Origin of the sequence: uncultured Catenibacterium sp. (assembly GCF_900540665.1) — a bacterium.
Classification (GTDB): domain Bacteria; phylum Bacillota_I; class Bacilli_A; order Erysipelotrichales; family Coprobacillaceae; genus Catenibacterium.
In genome coordinates this window covers 1-15094 of record NZ_UQGV01000062.1, presented here as the reverse complement: position 1 = coordinate 15094, position 15094 = coordinate 1, and the positions used below count along the sequence as shown (strand labels likewise).

20 protein-coding genes are annotated in these 15094 nt (G+C 32.2%); 19 read left to right on the top strand and 1 reads right to left on the bottom strand.

The window, feature by feature from the left end; genetic code table 11:
* Window positions 1-203: 203 nt before the first annotated feature.
* From QZQ55_RS08405 to QZQ55_RS08320, 18 genes are all read left to right on the top strand, one after another.
* A complete protein-coding gene (locus tag QZQ55_RS08405; protein ID WP_295092261.1) occupies window positions 204-758 on the top strand; it encodes a DUF5714 domain-containing protein in 555 nt (184 codons plus the stop codon).
* Window positions 751-1158 carry an arsenate reductase ArsC gene (locus QZQ55_RS08400; protein ID WP_295092257.1) on the top strand — a complete coding sequence of 136 codons (408 nt, stop codon included), beginning with the start codon at window positions 751-753 and terminating at the stop codon, window positions 1156-1158. The genes QZQ55_RS08405 and QZQ55_RS08400 overlap by 8 nt, the downstream gene beginning before the upstream one ends.
* A gap of 1 nt (window position 1159) precedes the next feature.
* A complete protein-coding gene (locus QZQ55_RS08395; protein ID WP_295092254.1) occupies window positions 1160-1378 on the top strand; it encodes a hypothetical protein in 219 nt (72 codons plus the stop codon).
* A gap of 24 nt (window positions 1379-1402) precedes the next feature.
* Window positions 1403-1717, top strand: coding sequence for a hypothetical protein (locus QZQ55_RS08390; protein WP_295092252.1), 315 nt, complete (start codon window positions 1403-1405; stop codon window positions 1715-1717).
* Window positions 1718-1782: 65 nt separating this feature from the next.
* A complete protein-coding gene (locus QZQ55_RS08385) occupies window positions 1783-2322 on the top strand; it encodes a flavodoxin family protein (protein WP_295092249.1) in 540 nt (179 codons plus the stop codon).
* Between the two features lie 159 nt (window positions 2323-2481).
* Window positions 2482-3753 carry a hypothetical protein gene (locus QZQ55_RS08380; protein ID WP_295092246.1) on the top strand — a complete coding sequence of 424 codons (1272 nt, stop codon included), beginning with the start codon at window positions 2482-2484 and terminating at the stop codon, window positions 3751-3753.
* A gap of 27 nt (window positions 3754-3780) precedes the next feature.
* On the top strand, window positions 3781-6330 hold the full coding sequence (locus QZQ55_RS08375) for an ATP-binding protein (protein ID WP_295092243.1): 2550 nt from the start codon (window positions 3781-3783) through the stop codon (window positions 6328-6330).
* 275 nt (window positions 6331-6605) lie between these two features.
* Complete coding sequence (locus QZQ55_RS08370) at window positions 6606-7865, top strand: hypothetical protein (RefSeq protein WP_295092240.1); 1260 nt, start codon at window positions 6606-6608, stop codon at window positions 7863-7865.
* 18 nt (window positions 7866-7883) lie between these two features.
* Entirely contained in the window at window positions 7884-8225 is a 342-nt protein-coding gene (locus QZQ55_RS08365; protein ID WP_295092237.1) for a DUF2752 domain-containing protein, read from the top strand.
* A gap of 42 nt (window positions 8226-8267) precedes the next feature.
* The gene (locus QZQ55_RS10850) at window positions 8268-8564 is read left to right on the top strand and encodes a DUF4357 domain-containing protein (protein WP_307983312.1); all 297 of its coding nucleotides are present in this window, start codon (window positions 8268-8270) and stop codon (window positions 8562-8564) included.
* 122 nt (window positions 8565-8686) lie between these two features.
* A complete protein-coding gene (locus QZQ55_RS08355) occupies window positions 8687-9460 on the top strand; it encodes a ketopantoate reductase family protein (RefSeq protein WP_295092234.1) in 774 nt (257 codons plus the stop codon).
* A gap of 105 nt (window positions 9461-9565) precedes the next feature.
* Window positions 9566-10225, top strand: coding sequence for a class I SAM-dependent methyltransferase (locus QZQ55_RS08350; RefSeq protein ID WP_295092231.1), 660 nt, complete (start codon window positions 9566-9568; stop codon window positions 10223-10225).
* Window positions 10222-10533, top strand: coding sequence for a class I SAM-dependent methyltransferase (locus tag QZQ55_RS08345; RefSeq protein ID WP_295092228.1), 312 nt, complete (start codon window positions 10222-10224; stop codon window positions 10531-10533). Before QZQ55_RS08350 ends, QZQ55_RS08345 begins: the two co-directional genes overlap by 4 nt.
* A 19-nt stretch (window positions 10534-10552) precedes the next feature.
* A complete protein-coding gene (locus QZQ55_RS08340) occupies window positions 10553-11014 on the top strand; it encodes a hypothetical protein (protein WP_295092225.1) in 462 nt (153 codons plus the stop codon).
* A gap of 16 nt (window positions 11015-11030) precedes the next feature.
* Entirely contained in the window at window positions 11031-11162 is a 132-nt protein-coding gene (locus tag QZQ55_RS08335) for a hypothetical protein (RefSeq protein WP_295092221.1), read from the top strand.
* Between the two features lie 30 nt (window positions 11163-11192).
* The gene (locus tag QZQ55_RS08330; protein ID WP_295092219.1) at window positions 11193-11396 is read left to right on the top strand and encodes a hypothetical protein; all 204 of its coding nucleotides are present in this window, start codon (window positions 11193-11195) and stop codon (window positions 11394-11396) included.
* 59 nt (window positions 11397-11455) lie between these two features.
* Window positions 11456-11923: a flavodoxin gene (locus tag QZQ55_RS08325; RefSeq protein WP_295092216.1), complete on the top strand. Its 468-nt coding sequence runs from the start codon at window positions 11456-11458 to the stop codon at window positions 11921-11923.
* Window positions 11924-11970: 47 nt separating this feature from the next.
* Window positions 11971-12633: an SIMPL domain-containing protein gene (locus QZQ55_RS08320; protein WP_295092214.1), complete on the top strand. Its 663-nt coding sequence runs from the start codon at window positions 11971-11973 to the stop codon at window positions 12631-12633.
* A gap of 299 nt (window positions 12634-12932) precedes the next feature.
* Here QZQ55_RS08320 and QZQ55_RS08315 read toward each other — a convergent pair whose 3' ends face one another.
* Complete coding sequence (locus QZQ55_RS08315; protein WP_295092211.1) at window positions 12933-13820, bottom strand: LysR family transcriptional regulator; 888 nt, start codon at window positions 13818-13820, stop codon at window positions 12933-12935.
* A gap of 111 nt (window positions 13821-13931) precedes the next feature.
* Here QZQ55_RS08315 and QZQ55_RS08310 point away from each other — a divergent pair, with 111 nt between their 5' ends.
* Window positions 13932-14957 (top strand): YeiH family protein, encoded by a 1026-nt coding sequence (locus QZQ55_RS08310; RefSeq protein WP_295092209.1) that lies wholly within the window; start codon window positions 13932-13934, stop codon window positions 14955-14957.
* Window positions 14958-15094 lie beyond the last annotated feature (137 nt).

The window sequence follows — 15094 nt, the reverse complement described above, 5'->3', positions numbered from 1 at the left end:
TCGAAAATGTGATTTAATCGTCCTTTTTAGGTACACTATATAATTTGGCGCTTACCCTTATTCTTACTTGATAGGCTGGATTGCCATGTTATTAGTGGAAGCACCTCTCATGATTCGTATATATAAGAAAAAATAGAAATAATTAGGGTGATAGGGAAATCCTGCCACTTTTACTATATAATGGAATAAAGGAGGAGGTTTTCATGACAATACAAGAAAAGGCTGAATTAATACTCAAGGATATAAAGAAAGAAAAAGGAAACAACCCTATACAGATATTTAAAAGAATTGTAGATCATGGCTATATCAATATTCATGGACCAGAACATCACATTTTAGATGGAGCATGTTTACTTGTCGCATTTAAAAATGCAGGTGGTGAAATTGATTTAGATGATGCGTTAAATAAAATCATGATAGAAGGATTGAGAATGCCTGGTGCTATGTGTGGTTTATGGGGCGTATGCGGTGCAGTTACATCACTTGGCGCAGCATTATCACTCATTGATCATACAGAACCATTATCGCTAGATGGTACCTGGGGAGACCATATGGAATTTACTTCAAATGCATTAAAGAACTTAGGTGAAATCAACGGTCCTAGATGTTGTAAAAGAGACGCAATGATTTCATTTAAAAGTGCGATTAATTATATCAATGCGCATTATAATGTTACTTTAGAATATGAACATTCATCTTGTCACTATTCAAAACTTAATAAACAATGCATTAAAGAAAGGTGCCCTTATTATGGATAAAAAGAAAGTTGCATTTATATGTGTTCATAATTCATGTAGAAGTCAGATAGCTGAAGCATTAGGACATTATCTAGCAGCTGATGTTTTTGAAAGCTATTCTGCAGGAACAGAAACAAAACCAGTCATCAATCAAGATGCTGTTCGTATAATGAAACAAATGTATGGCATAGATATGGAAGAGGCGCAATATTCTAAACTAATAAATGATATTCCAAAACCGGACATTGCGATTTCTATGGGGTGTAATGTAGGATGTCCATTCATAGGTAGACCCTTTGATGATAACTGGGGATTAGAAGATCCTACAGGTAAAAGTGATGAAGAATTCGTAAAAATTATTAAACAAATTGAAACTAAAATATTAGATTTAAAGGATAATTTAAAGAACTGGGAGAATTGATATGAAACTCTTATATCATTTTTGCTTATTAATTGCAATTATACTCTCCCATATCATGTGTGCTATTGTTGCATATAACTATTGTGATATGGAATGGGAGATTAAAGTTGGAGGAACAAGTGCACCAGTTGAAATGGCTTATCTCTATGCGATTCCTTTTGTGATAGGAATTGTCTTATGTCTGATTGGCGCATTCTATTTCAAGAAAAAATCATGTTAATATAATTATAAGGAGGTATAAGTCATGGATAAAATCAAAAAGAACTGGATCTATTATTTCATTATTCTCATTGCTTTTTATATCGTTCCAATGCTGATAAAAGATACAGGAAGTGGCATGTTTATTCTACTCATTGTCATTCCCCTTATAACACTAATCACTTCTATTATTTATGGATTAAGAAATACATTTGATTTCATCTATCCTCTTCTTGTCGCAATTCTGTTCATTCCTACATTATTCATCTATTATAATATTTCTGCCTGGGTGTATATTATCGCATATTCTCTCATTGCACTCATAGGAGAAATATTAGGTAAAACACTTCAAAAGAAATAATAATACTCTTGCCTTGAAGTTCACTTTAGCCTTTAAGATATTCTTATAGGAAAGTAAAGGATATTATGAGTAAAAAAGTCGTTGTATTATCTACAAGTCTTAGAATAAACAGTAATTCAGAATTACTAGCGAAAAGTTTTGTGGAAGGGGCAAAAGACTCTGGAAATGATGTAGAATACATCACATTAAAGAATAAAGATATTCGTTTCTGTATTGGATGTCTTGCATGTCAAAAAACTGGACATTGTGTTATTAAAGATGATGTTGCGGATATTATGGATAGTGTACTTAATGCTGATGTTGTTGTATGGGCTACACCTATCTATTATTATGAAATGAGTGGACAGATGAAAACATTAATTGATCGTCTCAATCCAATGTATTCTAAAGATTACAAGTTTAGAGATGTATATCTTCTTGCGACAGCTGCAGAAGAAGGAGACGAAGTCTTTGAAAAAGCTATTACTGGACTAAATGGCTGGATTTACTGCTTTGAAAAGACATCTATTAAAGGCACTGTACTTTGTGGTGGTGTATCTAGTGGTGGAGACATATCTAGTAATGATAAGCTTAAAGAAGCCTATAATCTAGGTTCTCATGTATAAGGCAGGTTAATTCCTGTCTTTTTCTTTTATATACATGAAAGCGCTTAACTTAAGTTGTACAATTTTATTTAAGGAACGACAACACATTAAAGTAGTTCATTAAGACAATAAGGACTTATTGCCTTTTTAATTAGACTTTCAATAAATGGTGGTGATTGTATGAGTGAATGGAAACATATAGAAGACCTAATAGACCAATTAGAAATAGAAGAACCACAAATATTAGAAAGAGATTTCATTCATGCCGGGTCACAGGACAGAAAACTTAACTCCCCTCATACAGAAACATCAGAAAGATTAGTCAGAGGAGAGTGGAATGAATCTTCTTTTATTTTTGACGATAATTTTATTCCAAAGAATTTCAATGAAAAACAATTAACCATATCTGAAATCAAATCTGAACTTAAAGACAAATACCATCTCACATTAGATGAAATACCTTTTATTAACGGGATAGCTGATTTTAGTCATCTCAGTGTCGCAAGTATTAGTACGAATGAAATAGTGAATAGAACTAAGAATAATACATCTAATATGATGAATAAATTAGAAGCTTATCAAGATGTATTAAGTCAAGATCATCGTTCTATTAATTTTGATATAGCTGATGAAATAGCATCCAAGAAACAAATCTCTATTCCTGGTTTAAAAGAAGGATATAGTAAAGAAGATTTAAGTAACTGGCGTAAGGAGAATCATTTTAGCTGGGATGAACAATTAAATGGTTATTTCTTAGTACCATCTGTCATACATGGTAATTTATCTCATACAGGTGCTGTCAGTATTTCTCAAAATGCTTATACATATTTAGAGAATAGAAAACAATATTTAAAGGATCATCCAATGAAAGAAGTAGATGCAATAATCTCAATGGATGAAATACATAGAAGGAGGAATAAAAAAATGAAATATGGAAGTGATAAGAAATTAGGAGGAAGCTTAACCACTCTAAAAAGAGAACTTGTTGAAAGCTTTGATATAGGTGAGAAAAAGTTAGATTTTGGTAAAAAGTTTGAATTAGATAAAGCTAAGCTAGAAGATGCTATAGCACGTGTAGAAGCTTCTAGTATCAGCGATGAAGATAAAGAAAATATGCTTCAAGAATTATCAAATGCCTTACTTGCATTAGAGGAACAATATGATCGTGATGTCTTTGAAGAAATGCTGGATACAAAGAAAATCATTAATAGTGGTATTCAACAGATGGATGCAAGTATCAACGAATTAAATGAACAGCAGGATTCTTTAAAAGATATCACAATGGAAGCAGCGGCGGTTGATGCAAAGGCAGCTTCTGATGAAGCAGAAAAGAAGAAAAGGGAATTTGAAGAAGCTAAGAATGAAGCTGTAGAGAAGTTAAGACTTCAGATGGAACAGGCTGAGATGCAACAAAGAAATATACGTATGAATCGTATTAAGAAGGGAAATTAAAATATAAAAGAAGGGAATGTAAATAATATGGGAGTTATATGTTTTGAAGTAGATACTATACCAGACTTAAGTCTAAATAAGTATCAGACACTTGCGGATACAGGTATAGAAGGGGTACTTAAACGTCATGAAAGTTTCTTAAGACAATGGCATGGAATAGGTATGGCAGGAGGCATTAGTTTTCATTTATTGTATATATTTATTCCTCAACTACCTGCTGGAGAACGATTGAAACTCTATTTTATGCTTCAAGGAAGTCTAGAAGAACTAAAAATGACTGAGCCATTATTACATAATTCACCGCTCAGTGATTTCTATACATTTAAGTATGTAAACAAGCCACATAATGTTTTATTTAAGTCTGGTGCTACATTGTTAAAAACAGAAGCTGTTGCGGACATTGATAATCCTCTGACAGGTCAACCTACACCTGTATATTATGTACCACAATGGGAAATAAATGATCAATGTAGACTCTATGATTTATTTAGAATCATGAAAACAGTCAGTGAATCCTATTCACCATCAACTGCATGTGCATTTAGAGTAGATATCTATCCAGCCTCTACTTTGACAGATACAAGAAAAAAATTTAATCCAATTCTTCAATCATTACGTGGTGAAAATGATATTAGACTTATGAATAATACGCAAAGTATCAAAACTGATAATGATGCGAGAGATGTATGTAGCGAATATGAAGACTGGATGACATGTATTGAAACATCACCACATTTTAGAGTTAATATTCATGCTTTTGCGGATACACTTTTTAAAGCTAAGGTATTACTTAATGCAGCAGGTGCAGAAGCTTTAAATGAAGGTGATTTCTCTATTGCACCTCTTAGACTTAATTCAGAAGGGCAATTTTCTATCTTATCAAGAATGAGTGGATCTCCAGAAGATTATACTCTAAAGCCTAATCAGATTACCTTAAACAGCTGGCCCACAACCTTTACTTTAAATGAACTGGTACCATTTTTTAGATTACCTGTATTATTTGATGGGGAAACTATTGAAATACCAAAAGAAACATCACCAAAACAGGTGCCAGATGGTCTTTATTTAGGTCAGGATATGAATCAATATCCAGTCAATTTTGCCTTAAAAGATTTACCTAGACATGCATTCTTTACTGGTATGCCAGGTTCAGGTAAAACAAATACTATGCTTCATTTAGTGACACAATTAAAGATAAAGGGGATTCCTTTCTTAGTATTAGAACCAGCCAAAAAAGAATATCGTGCATTACTAGGACATGAGATGATGAAGGATGTTTATTTATTCTCACCACATCTCCAGAGTCATTTTCCATTACAGATGAATCCAATGGAATTTCCTAAAGGTGTAAGATTATCTGAACATATCAATGCGTTATTAGAAGTATTTGAAGGGACATTCGTATTAGAAGGTCCTACATATAAATTCCTAAGCAGTTCCATAGAACGTTCTTATACAAAGCTAGGATGGGATATTGAGGATATCAATACTGTCAATACTCAGTTACCTTATCCTACGTTACAGGATGTCTATGATATTCTTGAAGAAGAGATTAAGAAATCAAGCTATAGTGCAGAATTAAAAGGTAATGTGAGAGCTTTCCTTCAGGTGCGTTTAGGTGGATTGATGGAAAGAGATGCAGGAGAATTATTCAATGCACCTTTATCTACCTTATCACCTGAAGAGTGGCTCACATCATCCGCCATTGTAGAATTAGAAATATTAGGAGAACAGGCAAAGAACTTCTTTGTATTACTTGTATGTCATTATATTCTAGAATCACTTAGAGTCAATCCTCATGGTGGAAATAGTGATGTACGTCATGCTTTATTTATTGAAGAAGCACATAATATTATTGCATCAAGCACACAGCAGGAGAGTGGGGATTCCATAAATCCTAAAATATCTGCTACCGCATATATTGTAAAGATGCTTGCAGAAGTCAGAGCACTTCATGAAGCAATTATTATTGCGGATCAATTACCAACTGCATTGACGAGTGAAGTTACTAAGAATACAGGCTTAAAGCTTGTACATAGACTTACATCTCAGGATGATAGACAACAGATTGGTACAGCTATTTCTGCTTCGCCACTGCAGTTAGAACAGATGGCATCTTTTACAACAGGTAAAGCACTTATTTATCATGAAAAAACACAAAAGCCTTTTACTGTCCAAATAGCACAATGGAAAGCGCCAAATATAAGTTTTGATATTACGAGAGATGATGATCTTTATTGTTCTATTTATACTCAGAATACAGTACAAAGAGCTATTCTTATCGCATTTAGAAACTGGCAGGAAAAATGTTTATTTAAACTAAATGATCGTGTATTAGATCTTATAAAGCGTTATGAAAAGCTTAATTCTTCTGATATTGTAGAAATCAGTTTATGTAAAGCAGAAAAAGAGATGTTGTTGCATGAATATGATAATGCATCAAAGAAGTGTAAGAGATTTGCAGAACTATGGTTCAAAGGGAAAAAGGTTAAGAAATCTATGAAAGATGAATATAGTGAAGTGTTAAAGAATATTGAACTTATGAAAACATCTTTAAACAATATTATTATAAAATAGAGGGGTAAAGAAATATGGAAGCATGTTGTCTGATTGTTGTAGCATTTTTTGCTATTTGTATTGGGATGGAATATATTGAAAATTCTATTAAAGAAGAAAAAAAGAGGGAAGCAGAAAGACAAAGACAAGAATACGAAAAACAAGAAAAAATCAAATCGTTCAAAAATTGCTATCAAAATTATAAACAAAATTTTGAAAATCAATTAGGTCAATTTTTTAACCTTGATTATTCAGCAGCAAACACATATAAAGAATTGTCTTCTTGGCTAGAAAGTATGAAAAAGGTAAATAAAGATTTACAGTCTCTTACAGGTAAAGCTTTATATTCTACAGATATCAATCATTATGTGAATATACTGAATAAGTTTCAAACACTAAAAAATAAAATAGAGATGCAATCTCTTAATAAGATGATGAATGAATCAAACTATGGTACTATCAATACTTATTATTGGAATAATATACAATCTCTTACCAAAGCACAGGCTGATTCCATTATTAGCCAATGCGAACAGTCTAAGTCAACAAGATACTATATGAATTTGATGGGAACAGATATTGATATGATTTTGAGATGTATCTGGTTCTATGCAATCAGCAAACCTTTCTCAGCTCAGTCATTCAATAGAGCTGTTGCTGTATTCCATTATTTTGTAAAGACTGATCATGTAGATATTGTCATTGCGGAATTATATGCAAAAAATCAGATGGGTGGCGATAAGGTCATTCAAAATAGCATTCGTGATAAAATAACTCATTTCAAATATACAAATAGAAATGTTCAGCTTACAGGTATTGCATCTTCACTCATGTGGTTAAAAGCTTATGATTCAGAAAAAACAGTTCTTCAATATATGTTAGATAATGGTGTACAGATGCCAGTTAAAGCACAGGAAAGATTACATTCACTTGCAAATGGTGGAGGTAAAGCACCTAATATTTATAATGCGAAAACATCTAGTAGCTTTGATGTTTCTTCTATTAGCTGGAACGATACAGATTTCAATAACTTCTTTGATAATCTCTCATTCCAGGAAAAGAAATTATCTTATTCTCTTGCAATGAGAGATGAAGATAAGAACTTATTGATTAGTAGTCCTATTAACCTTCCTGATAATATTGAAATAGCGAATATCTTAAATGCTAAATTCAATTATGAATATGGTAATGTAGTCAAAGCAACTTCAAAGAACTTTGTTGCATTGTCTGGTAGTGGTAAAGAGAATATTCCAGGTATTTTAATCCAATCTAAAGAATGTAAGCATATGGCAATACTTGTACATATTGCTCGTATTGGTAAAAAATTAAGCATCAAGTTCTATACATTATTTATGCCAGTAGGTGCGACTGCGAATGACCAAAAACAGCTTGCGATTTCTTTATTTAAGAAGTTAAGCCCAACTGTATCAACATGGGAAAGCAGTATGAAGGATTCTGTATTATTGATTATCCAGCAGATTCTTAATTCTGGTACTCCAACACAACCTCGAACTGAAACATATAATCCAAATGATGATGGCGAGACATACTTATAATTAAGAAAGGGGGCAAATATGATATTTAAGTTCTTAGATATGATTATCGATCAAGGGTGTTCATTTAAAACTAAATTTCATATTTATTGTCCTGGCTGTGGTGGGACAAGAGCTTTAAAAGCACTCTTACAGTTTCATCCTATCAAGTCCTTGTATTATAATCCCATTGTAATTATTCTTATCATCACCATTATTATTTTAGTTATCTTAAAAATACAGGAGAAGAAGTATAATAAGTCTGTCTATAAAATTAGAAAAAGAGTACTAAATTCATTTCTAGTTACTTGGCTTATCTATTTTATCTTCCGTAATATCCTATTAATCTATTTCGGTATAGACTTCTTAGGAGATTTCATCTAACACATCTGTCACATGCAGATGTGTTTTTTTTGTTAATTATGAATACATTTCTATTGTTGTAATGGTGCAAAAGCAATAGGTATCCGTACAGCAGATGGTTTTGTAGTCAAGAAAGGAAGTATACTTTCTGATCATTTCACTAATAGCTTTCCTAAATATACAAAGAATAAAAGAGATCCTTATAAAGATATCATTAATGATCCTAGTCTATTAGAAGATATTCTATTGAATACACCATCAGGTGCTGCAAGCTTTGTATTAGGGAGAACTGCCAATGGCTATATTGAATGGAAAAATGATGAAGGACAGACATTAAGACAATTAGATGAAGAAGCATAAACATGAGCACATGATGTTCATGTTTTTTTTGTTAGTTATAACTAATATATTAATTGTGGTATCTATTTCATAGTGATATACTAAATCTGTAAGTTAGTACAAACTAACAAAGAGGTAATATCATGAGAATACTTATATATGGTGCAGGGGTTATTGGTTCATTATATGCAGTTTTATTGAAAGAAGCAGGGTATGATACAACTATTTATGCAAGAGGACATAGACTTGAAGCCCTTCAAAATCAAGGACTCCTTTATAAGAAAAATAATATAATCAAAAAAGTAGATATCAAGGTCATTGATTACTTACAAGATAATGATATATATGATTTTATTTTTTTAACTGTTAGAGAAAATCAATTATATCAGGCACTGAAAGAATTGAAATCCAACAAAAGTAAAAACATTATCACAATGGTTAACTCAATAGATACTTATGAAAAATGGGAAAGCATTGTAGGAAAAGGAAGAATATTGCCAGCTTTTCCGGAAGCTGGAGGCAGTATCACAAATGATATACTTGATGCATCACTTACTCCAAGATTTATACAGCCGACTACTTTCTCTGAAATAACAGGAAAAAAGACAAATAGGACACAGCAGCTCATACAAATATTTAAACATGCACGCATACCTTTTCAACAGGTCAATGATATGCATATATGGCAGTTATGTCATCTTGGGATGGTTGTACCTCTTGCAGATGCTTATTATCAAACAGAATATCCTGAATCCGTAGGTCAAGATAAACTTGTGATGAAAAATACAGCGAAAGAGCTTAAATATAATTTCAAGATTTTATATGAAAAACTTCATACATTATCACCTTATAAAATGCATATCTTTAGAATTTTACCAATACCAATACTTACATATAGTTTTATCGAAGACTTATAAAAGTCACTTTGGATATACATTCATGTATCAACATGCAATAAAAGCACCAGATGAAATGAAAGAACTACATAACCAATTTAATTCTTATATTAAGAAATGGAGATTATGAATTTGACAAACGAAGAATACAAACAATTATCAATCAAAGAATTTACTGAAGCAGCTAAAAGATATGCAGGTGATCATGCAGGTCTCTATGAAATGTGTAAGAAGGATTATCCAGATATCTTAGAAGAATTAGAGAAAGAACCATTTATAGATTTACTTGATGCAGGATGTGGTCCAGCACCTATGATTTCTTTATTATCAGAAAAATATCCAGATAGACATTATATAGGTCTTGATCTTACACCAGCTATGATTGAAGAAGCTAAAAAGAAGAATATTCCAAATGCAGTATTTGTAGTAGGGGATTGTGAGAATTTCCCTTTTGAGGAAAACTCATTTGATGCCATTATCTGTTCTATGAGCTTTCATCATTACCCTAATCCACAGGCATTTTTTAATAGTGTAAAAAGATGCTTACGTCCAAAGGGTAGATTAATACTTAGAGATGTTACTAGTGATAATAAACCACTTGTATGGCTGATGAATAAAATTGAAATGCCTCTCGCAAACCTATTTGGTCATGGAGATGTTCAGGTTCCTACAAGAAATCTTGTTTATAAATGTTGTAAAGAAGCAGGTTTAAAAATAGAAAAGTTTGAAATACGCAAGGGAATGCGCCTACATTGTGTTGTAAGAAAAGAAGGCGATTCAAAATGAAAATAAATGTAAAAGGTGTACCAGAAACAATGATCCAGACTCTTTATGCACGTGCTAAAGAAACAAGTCAAAAGAATCCTAAAATCAAAGATGAAATGGCTGTATCAATAGTCAAACAATTAGATTATGACTTTTCTCAAGCAGATCAAGATAAAACAATGCGTTCTGGTGTGATTGCAAGAACAATTGTATTAGATAAGATGGTAGAGGAATATTTAGATAAACATGAGAATACTATTGTGATTAATATTGCATGTGGTCTTGATACAAGGTGTTATCGTATGAAAGGCAAATATACGCTGGTATAATCTAGATTTCCCTGAAACGATGAATATAAGAAAACAGTTTTTAATAGAAACAGGACCTATCTATCAAATCGCGAAGTCAGCTATGGATGAAACCTATACAAATACTATTCACAATGAAGGAGAAGACGTTCTAGTAATCATAGAAGGATTGACTATGTATTTAACTGAAATTGATATTAAGAAAATCTTTTCTATTATCGAACATGCATTTTCAAATGTCACAATAATGGTTGAAGTGATGTCACCTTTTATGGTGAAGCACATTAAAGAAAAATCTATAGAAGGCAGTCGTGCACAATTTACATGGGGTATAAAAAATGGGAAAGAACTAGAAAAACTTACCCCTTCATTTTCTTTTCTAAAGGAAGCAAGTCTTGTAGAGGGAATGAAGCAATTGATGCCTATATATCATGTTTTAGGTAAGATTCCTTTTGTTTCTCATGTATCTAATAAAATAATCGTGTTAGAAAAACACATTTGATAAAGAGATGATCATAATGAATAAAAGACATTTTTATACAGAAATGGATGGGGTCTATGGTGTTTATTGGCAGTGTAAGAAAGAATCAGACTGTGCAATGATTGGCGATGATTCAGAAGACTATTTAGCCCGTACTTCTGTAAAATAGCTCCATAAGCTTGGTTTAAATGTGATGACTATGTCTCCTGCAAAAAAGGATTATGGACATCATAATTATCCATTAGAACGTATAGAGAAAGCTATAAGATGGTTAAAAACATTCGGTAGAAAAGCAGGTGATCAGGAAGAAATCATATATGTTAATATTGATTTGTCTGACTCCAAGAAAATAAGAGAAAGTAGACCCTATACACAACTAAGAAGAAAAGAATTATATCAATAAAATCTCCTTGCCATAAAGTAAGGTTCACACTTTATAATTTAGCCAAGGAGGATAATAATATGAGTCAAATATTAGTTGCTTATTTTAGTGCAAGTGGTGTTACAAAGCATGCGGCTGAAGAGGTTGCAAAGATGGCAGGGGCTGATCTATATGAAATCAAACCAGAAATCCCATATACAAAAGCTGATCTTGATTGGATGAATAAGAAGTCTAGAAGCAGTATTGAAATGGAGGATAAATCAATACGCCCTGCCATTGTTAAAGATAATCTAGATATTTCAAAGTATAATCATATCTATCTAGGTTTTCCTATCTGGTGGTATGTTGCACCTACAATTATTAATACATTCCTAGAAGCATATGATTTTTCTAATAAGATAATTACACTATTTGCTACATCAGGAAGTAGTGATTTTGGAAACACTGTACAAGAATTAAAAGTATCAGCACCAAATGCAGACATTAAAGAAGGATTATTACTAAACAAGCTAACAACTCAAAAAGTAAAAGAATTATTGGCCTTATGATTATTCATGGGGCTTTTTTGATATAATAATGGAAAGGAGGCATAACCATGGATAAAACAATGAAAATTACTGGTAAAGGAAAGATTTCTGTAAAACCTGATAGAATTAGACTTAACATGACTATGGAAGAATCCTATAAGGAATATGAAGTGACATTAAATCAATCTAGTGACACAACAAAGATATTGAAGGATTTATTTGTATCTTTTGGATTTCAAAAGGATGACTTAAAAACTAACAGTTTTGACATTGATACCAAATATGAGAGTTATAAATCTAAAGATCAAAGCTGGAAAAAGAGACTTGTAGGATATACCTATACACATCGTATGTTGATAGAATTTGATGCAGATAATAAGAAACTAGGGGAGATACTTTATGCTTTGGCACATAGTGTGATTACACCAGAAATTTCAATTGAATATACAGTGAGTGATCCTGAAAAATATAAAGATGAATTATTGAAGAATGCGATAGAAGATTCTAAGCATAAAGCAAAAGTCTTAGCTCATGCTGCAAATGTAGAACTAGGTGATATCGTATCTATTGATTATTCTTGGGGTGAAATCAACTTTGTCTCAGAACCTATACAGAATTTTGCATTCGCAAGTGCAGAAAAAACAATGGGTGGTCCTGGATATGATATAGATATTGAAGCAGATGATATTGATGTCACAGATACAGTGACTGTAATTTGGAAAATAAAATAATGTTTTAACAATTATTGCTGAAAGGAGTTGAATCCTATGCCTAACATTAAATCTGAATGAGCATAGTAGATATGCAATACCTAATATACAGAACTTTAAAAAGAGATAGGCCACGCTACATCTAATGAATGAACTAGCTAAATATATAAAATCTAGTAAAGAAAAAGGCTGGTTCACGTTAGAAAACCAAGAAAAACTATTTGAAGCCGGCATAGTTGTATTCAAGTTAGTATTAAAAAGAATAAAATAAACTATAGTCAAGCACCAAAAATTTTACTACGTTTTGATACATTTAATCATCAAAAGGGTATTGTTAAAAATTCTTCACTAATAGAAATATACTTATCAGTAAATAGACTATCTTTTTCCCAGATGAATTCAAAATTGTGTTGGAGCTTAAAATCATCTAATACAATTTCTTTTAATATACCTTTCTGTAATTCTTCTTTCACTGCAGTTTTATACATAAAAGAAATACCACAATCTTTCTTAAGCAAGCTGATGATTGTATGCATATTTTCTATCTGTGTATAATGTATAAAATCAGAAATAGACAAACCACGTACTTGTAGACTCTCTTCAAGAATGTGTCTTGTACCAGAACCTTGTTCTCGTACAAGAAGTCTTTCATCGAGAAGGTCATGTAAAGTATGAGGTATATTCTTAAATCCATGTGATGCAGCACAGACGGCAATATAGTCCTCTGTGCTGTATTTTTTATGACTATATTTCTCTTTTGGATAATTTCCTTCTACAATAGCCATATGAATCTTACCTTGATCTAATAACTTTAATAATTCTGCCGTATTTTCATAATGAAGATGCAGATTCATTTCAGGATGATGCTTGATAAGATCAGCCAATTTATCCACTATCGCATATTCACCAATTGTCATAGTCACACCAATCGACAATGTTTCTATCATTTCTTCATGACGCTTTATCTCTTTTTTAATTGTTTGCTCATCATTCTGCATAGTCATCAAATATTTTCTTAATATCTCTCCAGAACGTGTTAAAGATAGCTGCTTATTTGAATATACAAAGAGTGTTGTTTCATATTCTTGCTCCAAATAATGAATATGCTGTGATACAGCTGGCTGAGTAATATGTAGTTGTTTTGCAGCAAGCGTATAGTTTAATGTCTCACATACTTTTAAAAAAGTATGAATACGATAATCTAACATCTCATCACCTCATCAATAATATTTACTTATAGTTCAATAGAAATATATAATTTAATATTATTATAGTCAAGTGATATAATGAGCACACATTTAAAAGAAAGCAGGTAAATCATGGAAACTATTAAAAAGAATATATTTGGCATACTTGTATGTTTAGTTATTGCGATTCCATCATGGTTACTAGGAAAACAATTTCCAGTTGTCGGTGGGGCAGTGATTTCAATTCTTGCAGGTATGATTATTACGATGTTTTGGAAAGAAAAAGGTAAAGCAGCGCCAGGTATTAAATGGACTTCTAAAATCATCCTACAGACTGCAGTCGTATTATTAGGATTTGGAATGAACTTAGGTGTTATCTTTGAAACAGGAAAGCAGTCATTACCTATTATTATTTGTACTATTTCAACTTCACTTATTATTGCATGGCTTTTAAGAAAGATATTACATGTACCTTCCAATACATCTATTCTAGTAGGTGTAGGTTCATCTATTTGTGGTGGTTCTGCCATTGCAGCTACTGCACCAGTCATTGATGTCGATGATGATGAAGTGGCTCAGGCTATTGCAGTTATTTTCTTCTTTAATGTCTTAGCTGCATTATTCTTCCCTATTCTAGGTAAAGCCATCGGCTTTGATACATTACATGGCGATGCGTTTGGAATATTTGCAGGAACTGCCATCAATGACACATCTTCAGTTACTGCAGCAGCATCTACTTGGGATAGTATGTGGCATTTAGGTAGTGCTACACTCAATAAAGCTGTAACTGTCAAATTAACACGTACACTTGCAATTATTCCTATCACTTTAGGATTATCAATGATTAGAAGTAAGAATAACCAAAAATCTTCAAACTTCAGTTTAAAGAAAGCATTCCCTATGTTTATTCTTTACTTTGTATTAGCTGCTATTATTACTACAGTCAGCCTTCATATGGGAGTTAACAGCAACGTTTTCTTACCTATTAAAGAATTATCTAAGTTCCTCATTATCATGGCTATGGGTGCAATCGGTCTAAACAGTAATGTGCCTCACTTAATTAAAACAGGTGGTAAACCATTATTAGTAGGTGCATCATGCTGGTGTGGTATTACTATTGTTTCATTGGTAATGCAGCATATCATGGGCATCTGGTAATCATTGACTTTATATACTACATTTCTTAAAATAGAAATAGACTAACAGTGAAACTTAATTTTCACTGTTTTTTAATAGGAGAATCATATGATTACTTCCTATTAGGAACACTGTAAATACAAGGCTTTTCGGAGCCT

Excerpts from the sequence above, each read along its gene's own strand:
- QZQ55_RS08405 (WP_295092261.1), top strand. The coding sequence starts at position 204 with ATGACAATACAAGAAAAGGCTGAATTAATACTCAAGGATATAAAGAAA.
- QZQ55_RS08400 (WP_295092257.1), top strand. The coding sequence starts at position 751 with ATGGATAAAAAGAAAGTTGCATTTATATGTGTTCATAATTCATGTAGA.
- QZQ55_RS08395 (WP_295092254.1), top strand. The coding sequence starts at position 1,160 with ATGAAACTCTTATATCATTTTTGCTTATTAATTGCAATTATACTCTCC.
- QZQ55_RS08390 (WP_295092252.1), top strand. The coding sequence starts at position 1,403 with ATGGATAAAATCAAAAAGAACTGGATCTATTATTTCATTATTCTCATT.
- QZQ55_RS08385 (WP_295092249.1), top strand. The coding sequence starts at position 1,783 with ATGAGTAAAAAAGTCGTTGTATTATCTACAAGTCTTAGAATAAACAGT.
- QZQ55_RS08380 (WP_295092246.1), top strand. The coding sequence starts at position 2,482 with ATGAGTGAATGGAAACATATAGAAGACCTAATAGACCAATTAGAAATA.
- QZQ55_RS08375 (WP_295092243.1), top strand. The coding sequence starts at position 3,781 with ATGGGAGTTATATGTTTTGAAGTAGATACTATACCAGACTTAAGTCTA.
- QZQ55_RS08370 (WP_295092240.1), top strand. The coding sequence starts at position 6,606 with ATGAAAAAGGTAAATAAAGATTTACAGTCTCTTACAGGTAAAGCTTTA.
- QZQ55_RS08365 (WP_295092237.1), top strand. The coding sequence starts at position 7,884 with ATGATATTTAAGTTCTTAGATATGATTATCGATCAAGGGTGTTCATTT.
- QZQ55_RS08355 (WP_295092234.1), top strand. The coding sequence starts at position 8,687 with ATGAGAATACTTATATATGGTGCAGGGGTTATTGGTTCATTATATGCA.
- QZQ55_RS08350 (WP_295092231.1), top strand. The coding sequence starts at position 9,566 with ATGAATTTGACAAACGAAGAATACAAACAATTATCAATCAAAGAATTT.
- QZQ55_RS08345 (WP_295092228.1), top strand. The coding sequence starts at position 10,222 with ATGAAAATAAATGTAAAAGGTGTACCAGAAACAATGATCCAGACTCTT.
- QZQ55_RS08340 (WP_295092225.1), top strand. The coding sequence starts at position 10,553 with ATGAATATAAGAAAACAGTTTTTAATAGAAACAGGACCTATCTATCAA.
- QZQ55_RS08335 (WP_295092221.1), top strand. The coding sequence starts at position 11,031 with ATGAATAAAAGACATTTTTATACAGAAATGGATGGGGTCTATGGTGTT.
- QZQ55_RS08330 (WP_295092219.1), top strand. The coding sequence starts at position 11,193 with ATGTCTCCTGCAAAAAAGGATTATGGACATCATAATTATCCATTAGAA.
- QZQ55_RS08325 (WP_295092216.1), top strand. The coding sequence starts at position 11,456 with ATGAGTCAAATATTAGTTGCTTATTTTAGTGCAAGTGGTGTTACAAAG.
- QZQ55_RS08320 (WP_295092214.1), top strand. The coding sequence starts at position 11,971 with ATGGATAAAACAATGAAAATTACTGGTAAAGGAAAGATTTCTGTAAAA.
- QZQ55_RS08315 (WP_295092211.1), bottom strand. The coding sequence starts at position 13,820 with ATGTTAGATTATCGTATTCATACTTTTTTAAAAGTATGTGAGACATTA.
- QZQ55_RS08310 (WP_295092209.1), top strand. The coding sequence starts at position 13,932 with ATGGAAACTATTAAAAAGAATATATTTGGCATACTTGTATGTTTAGTT.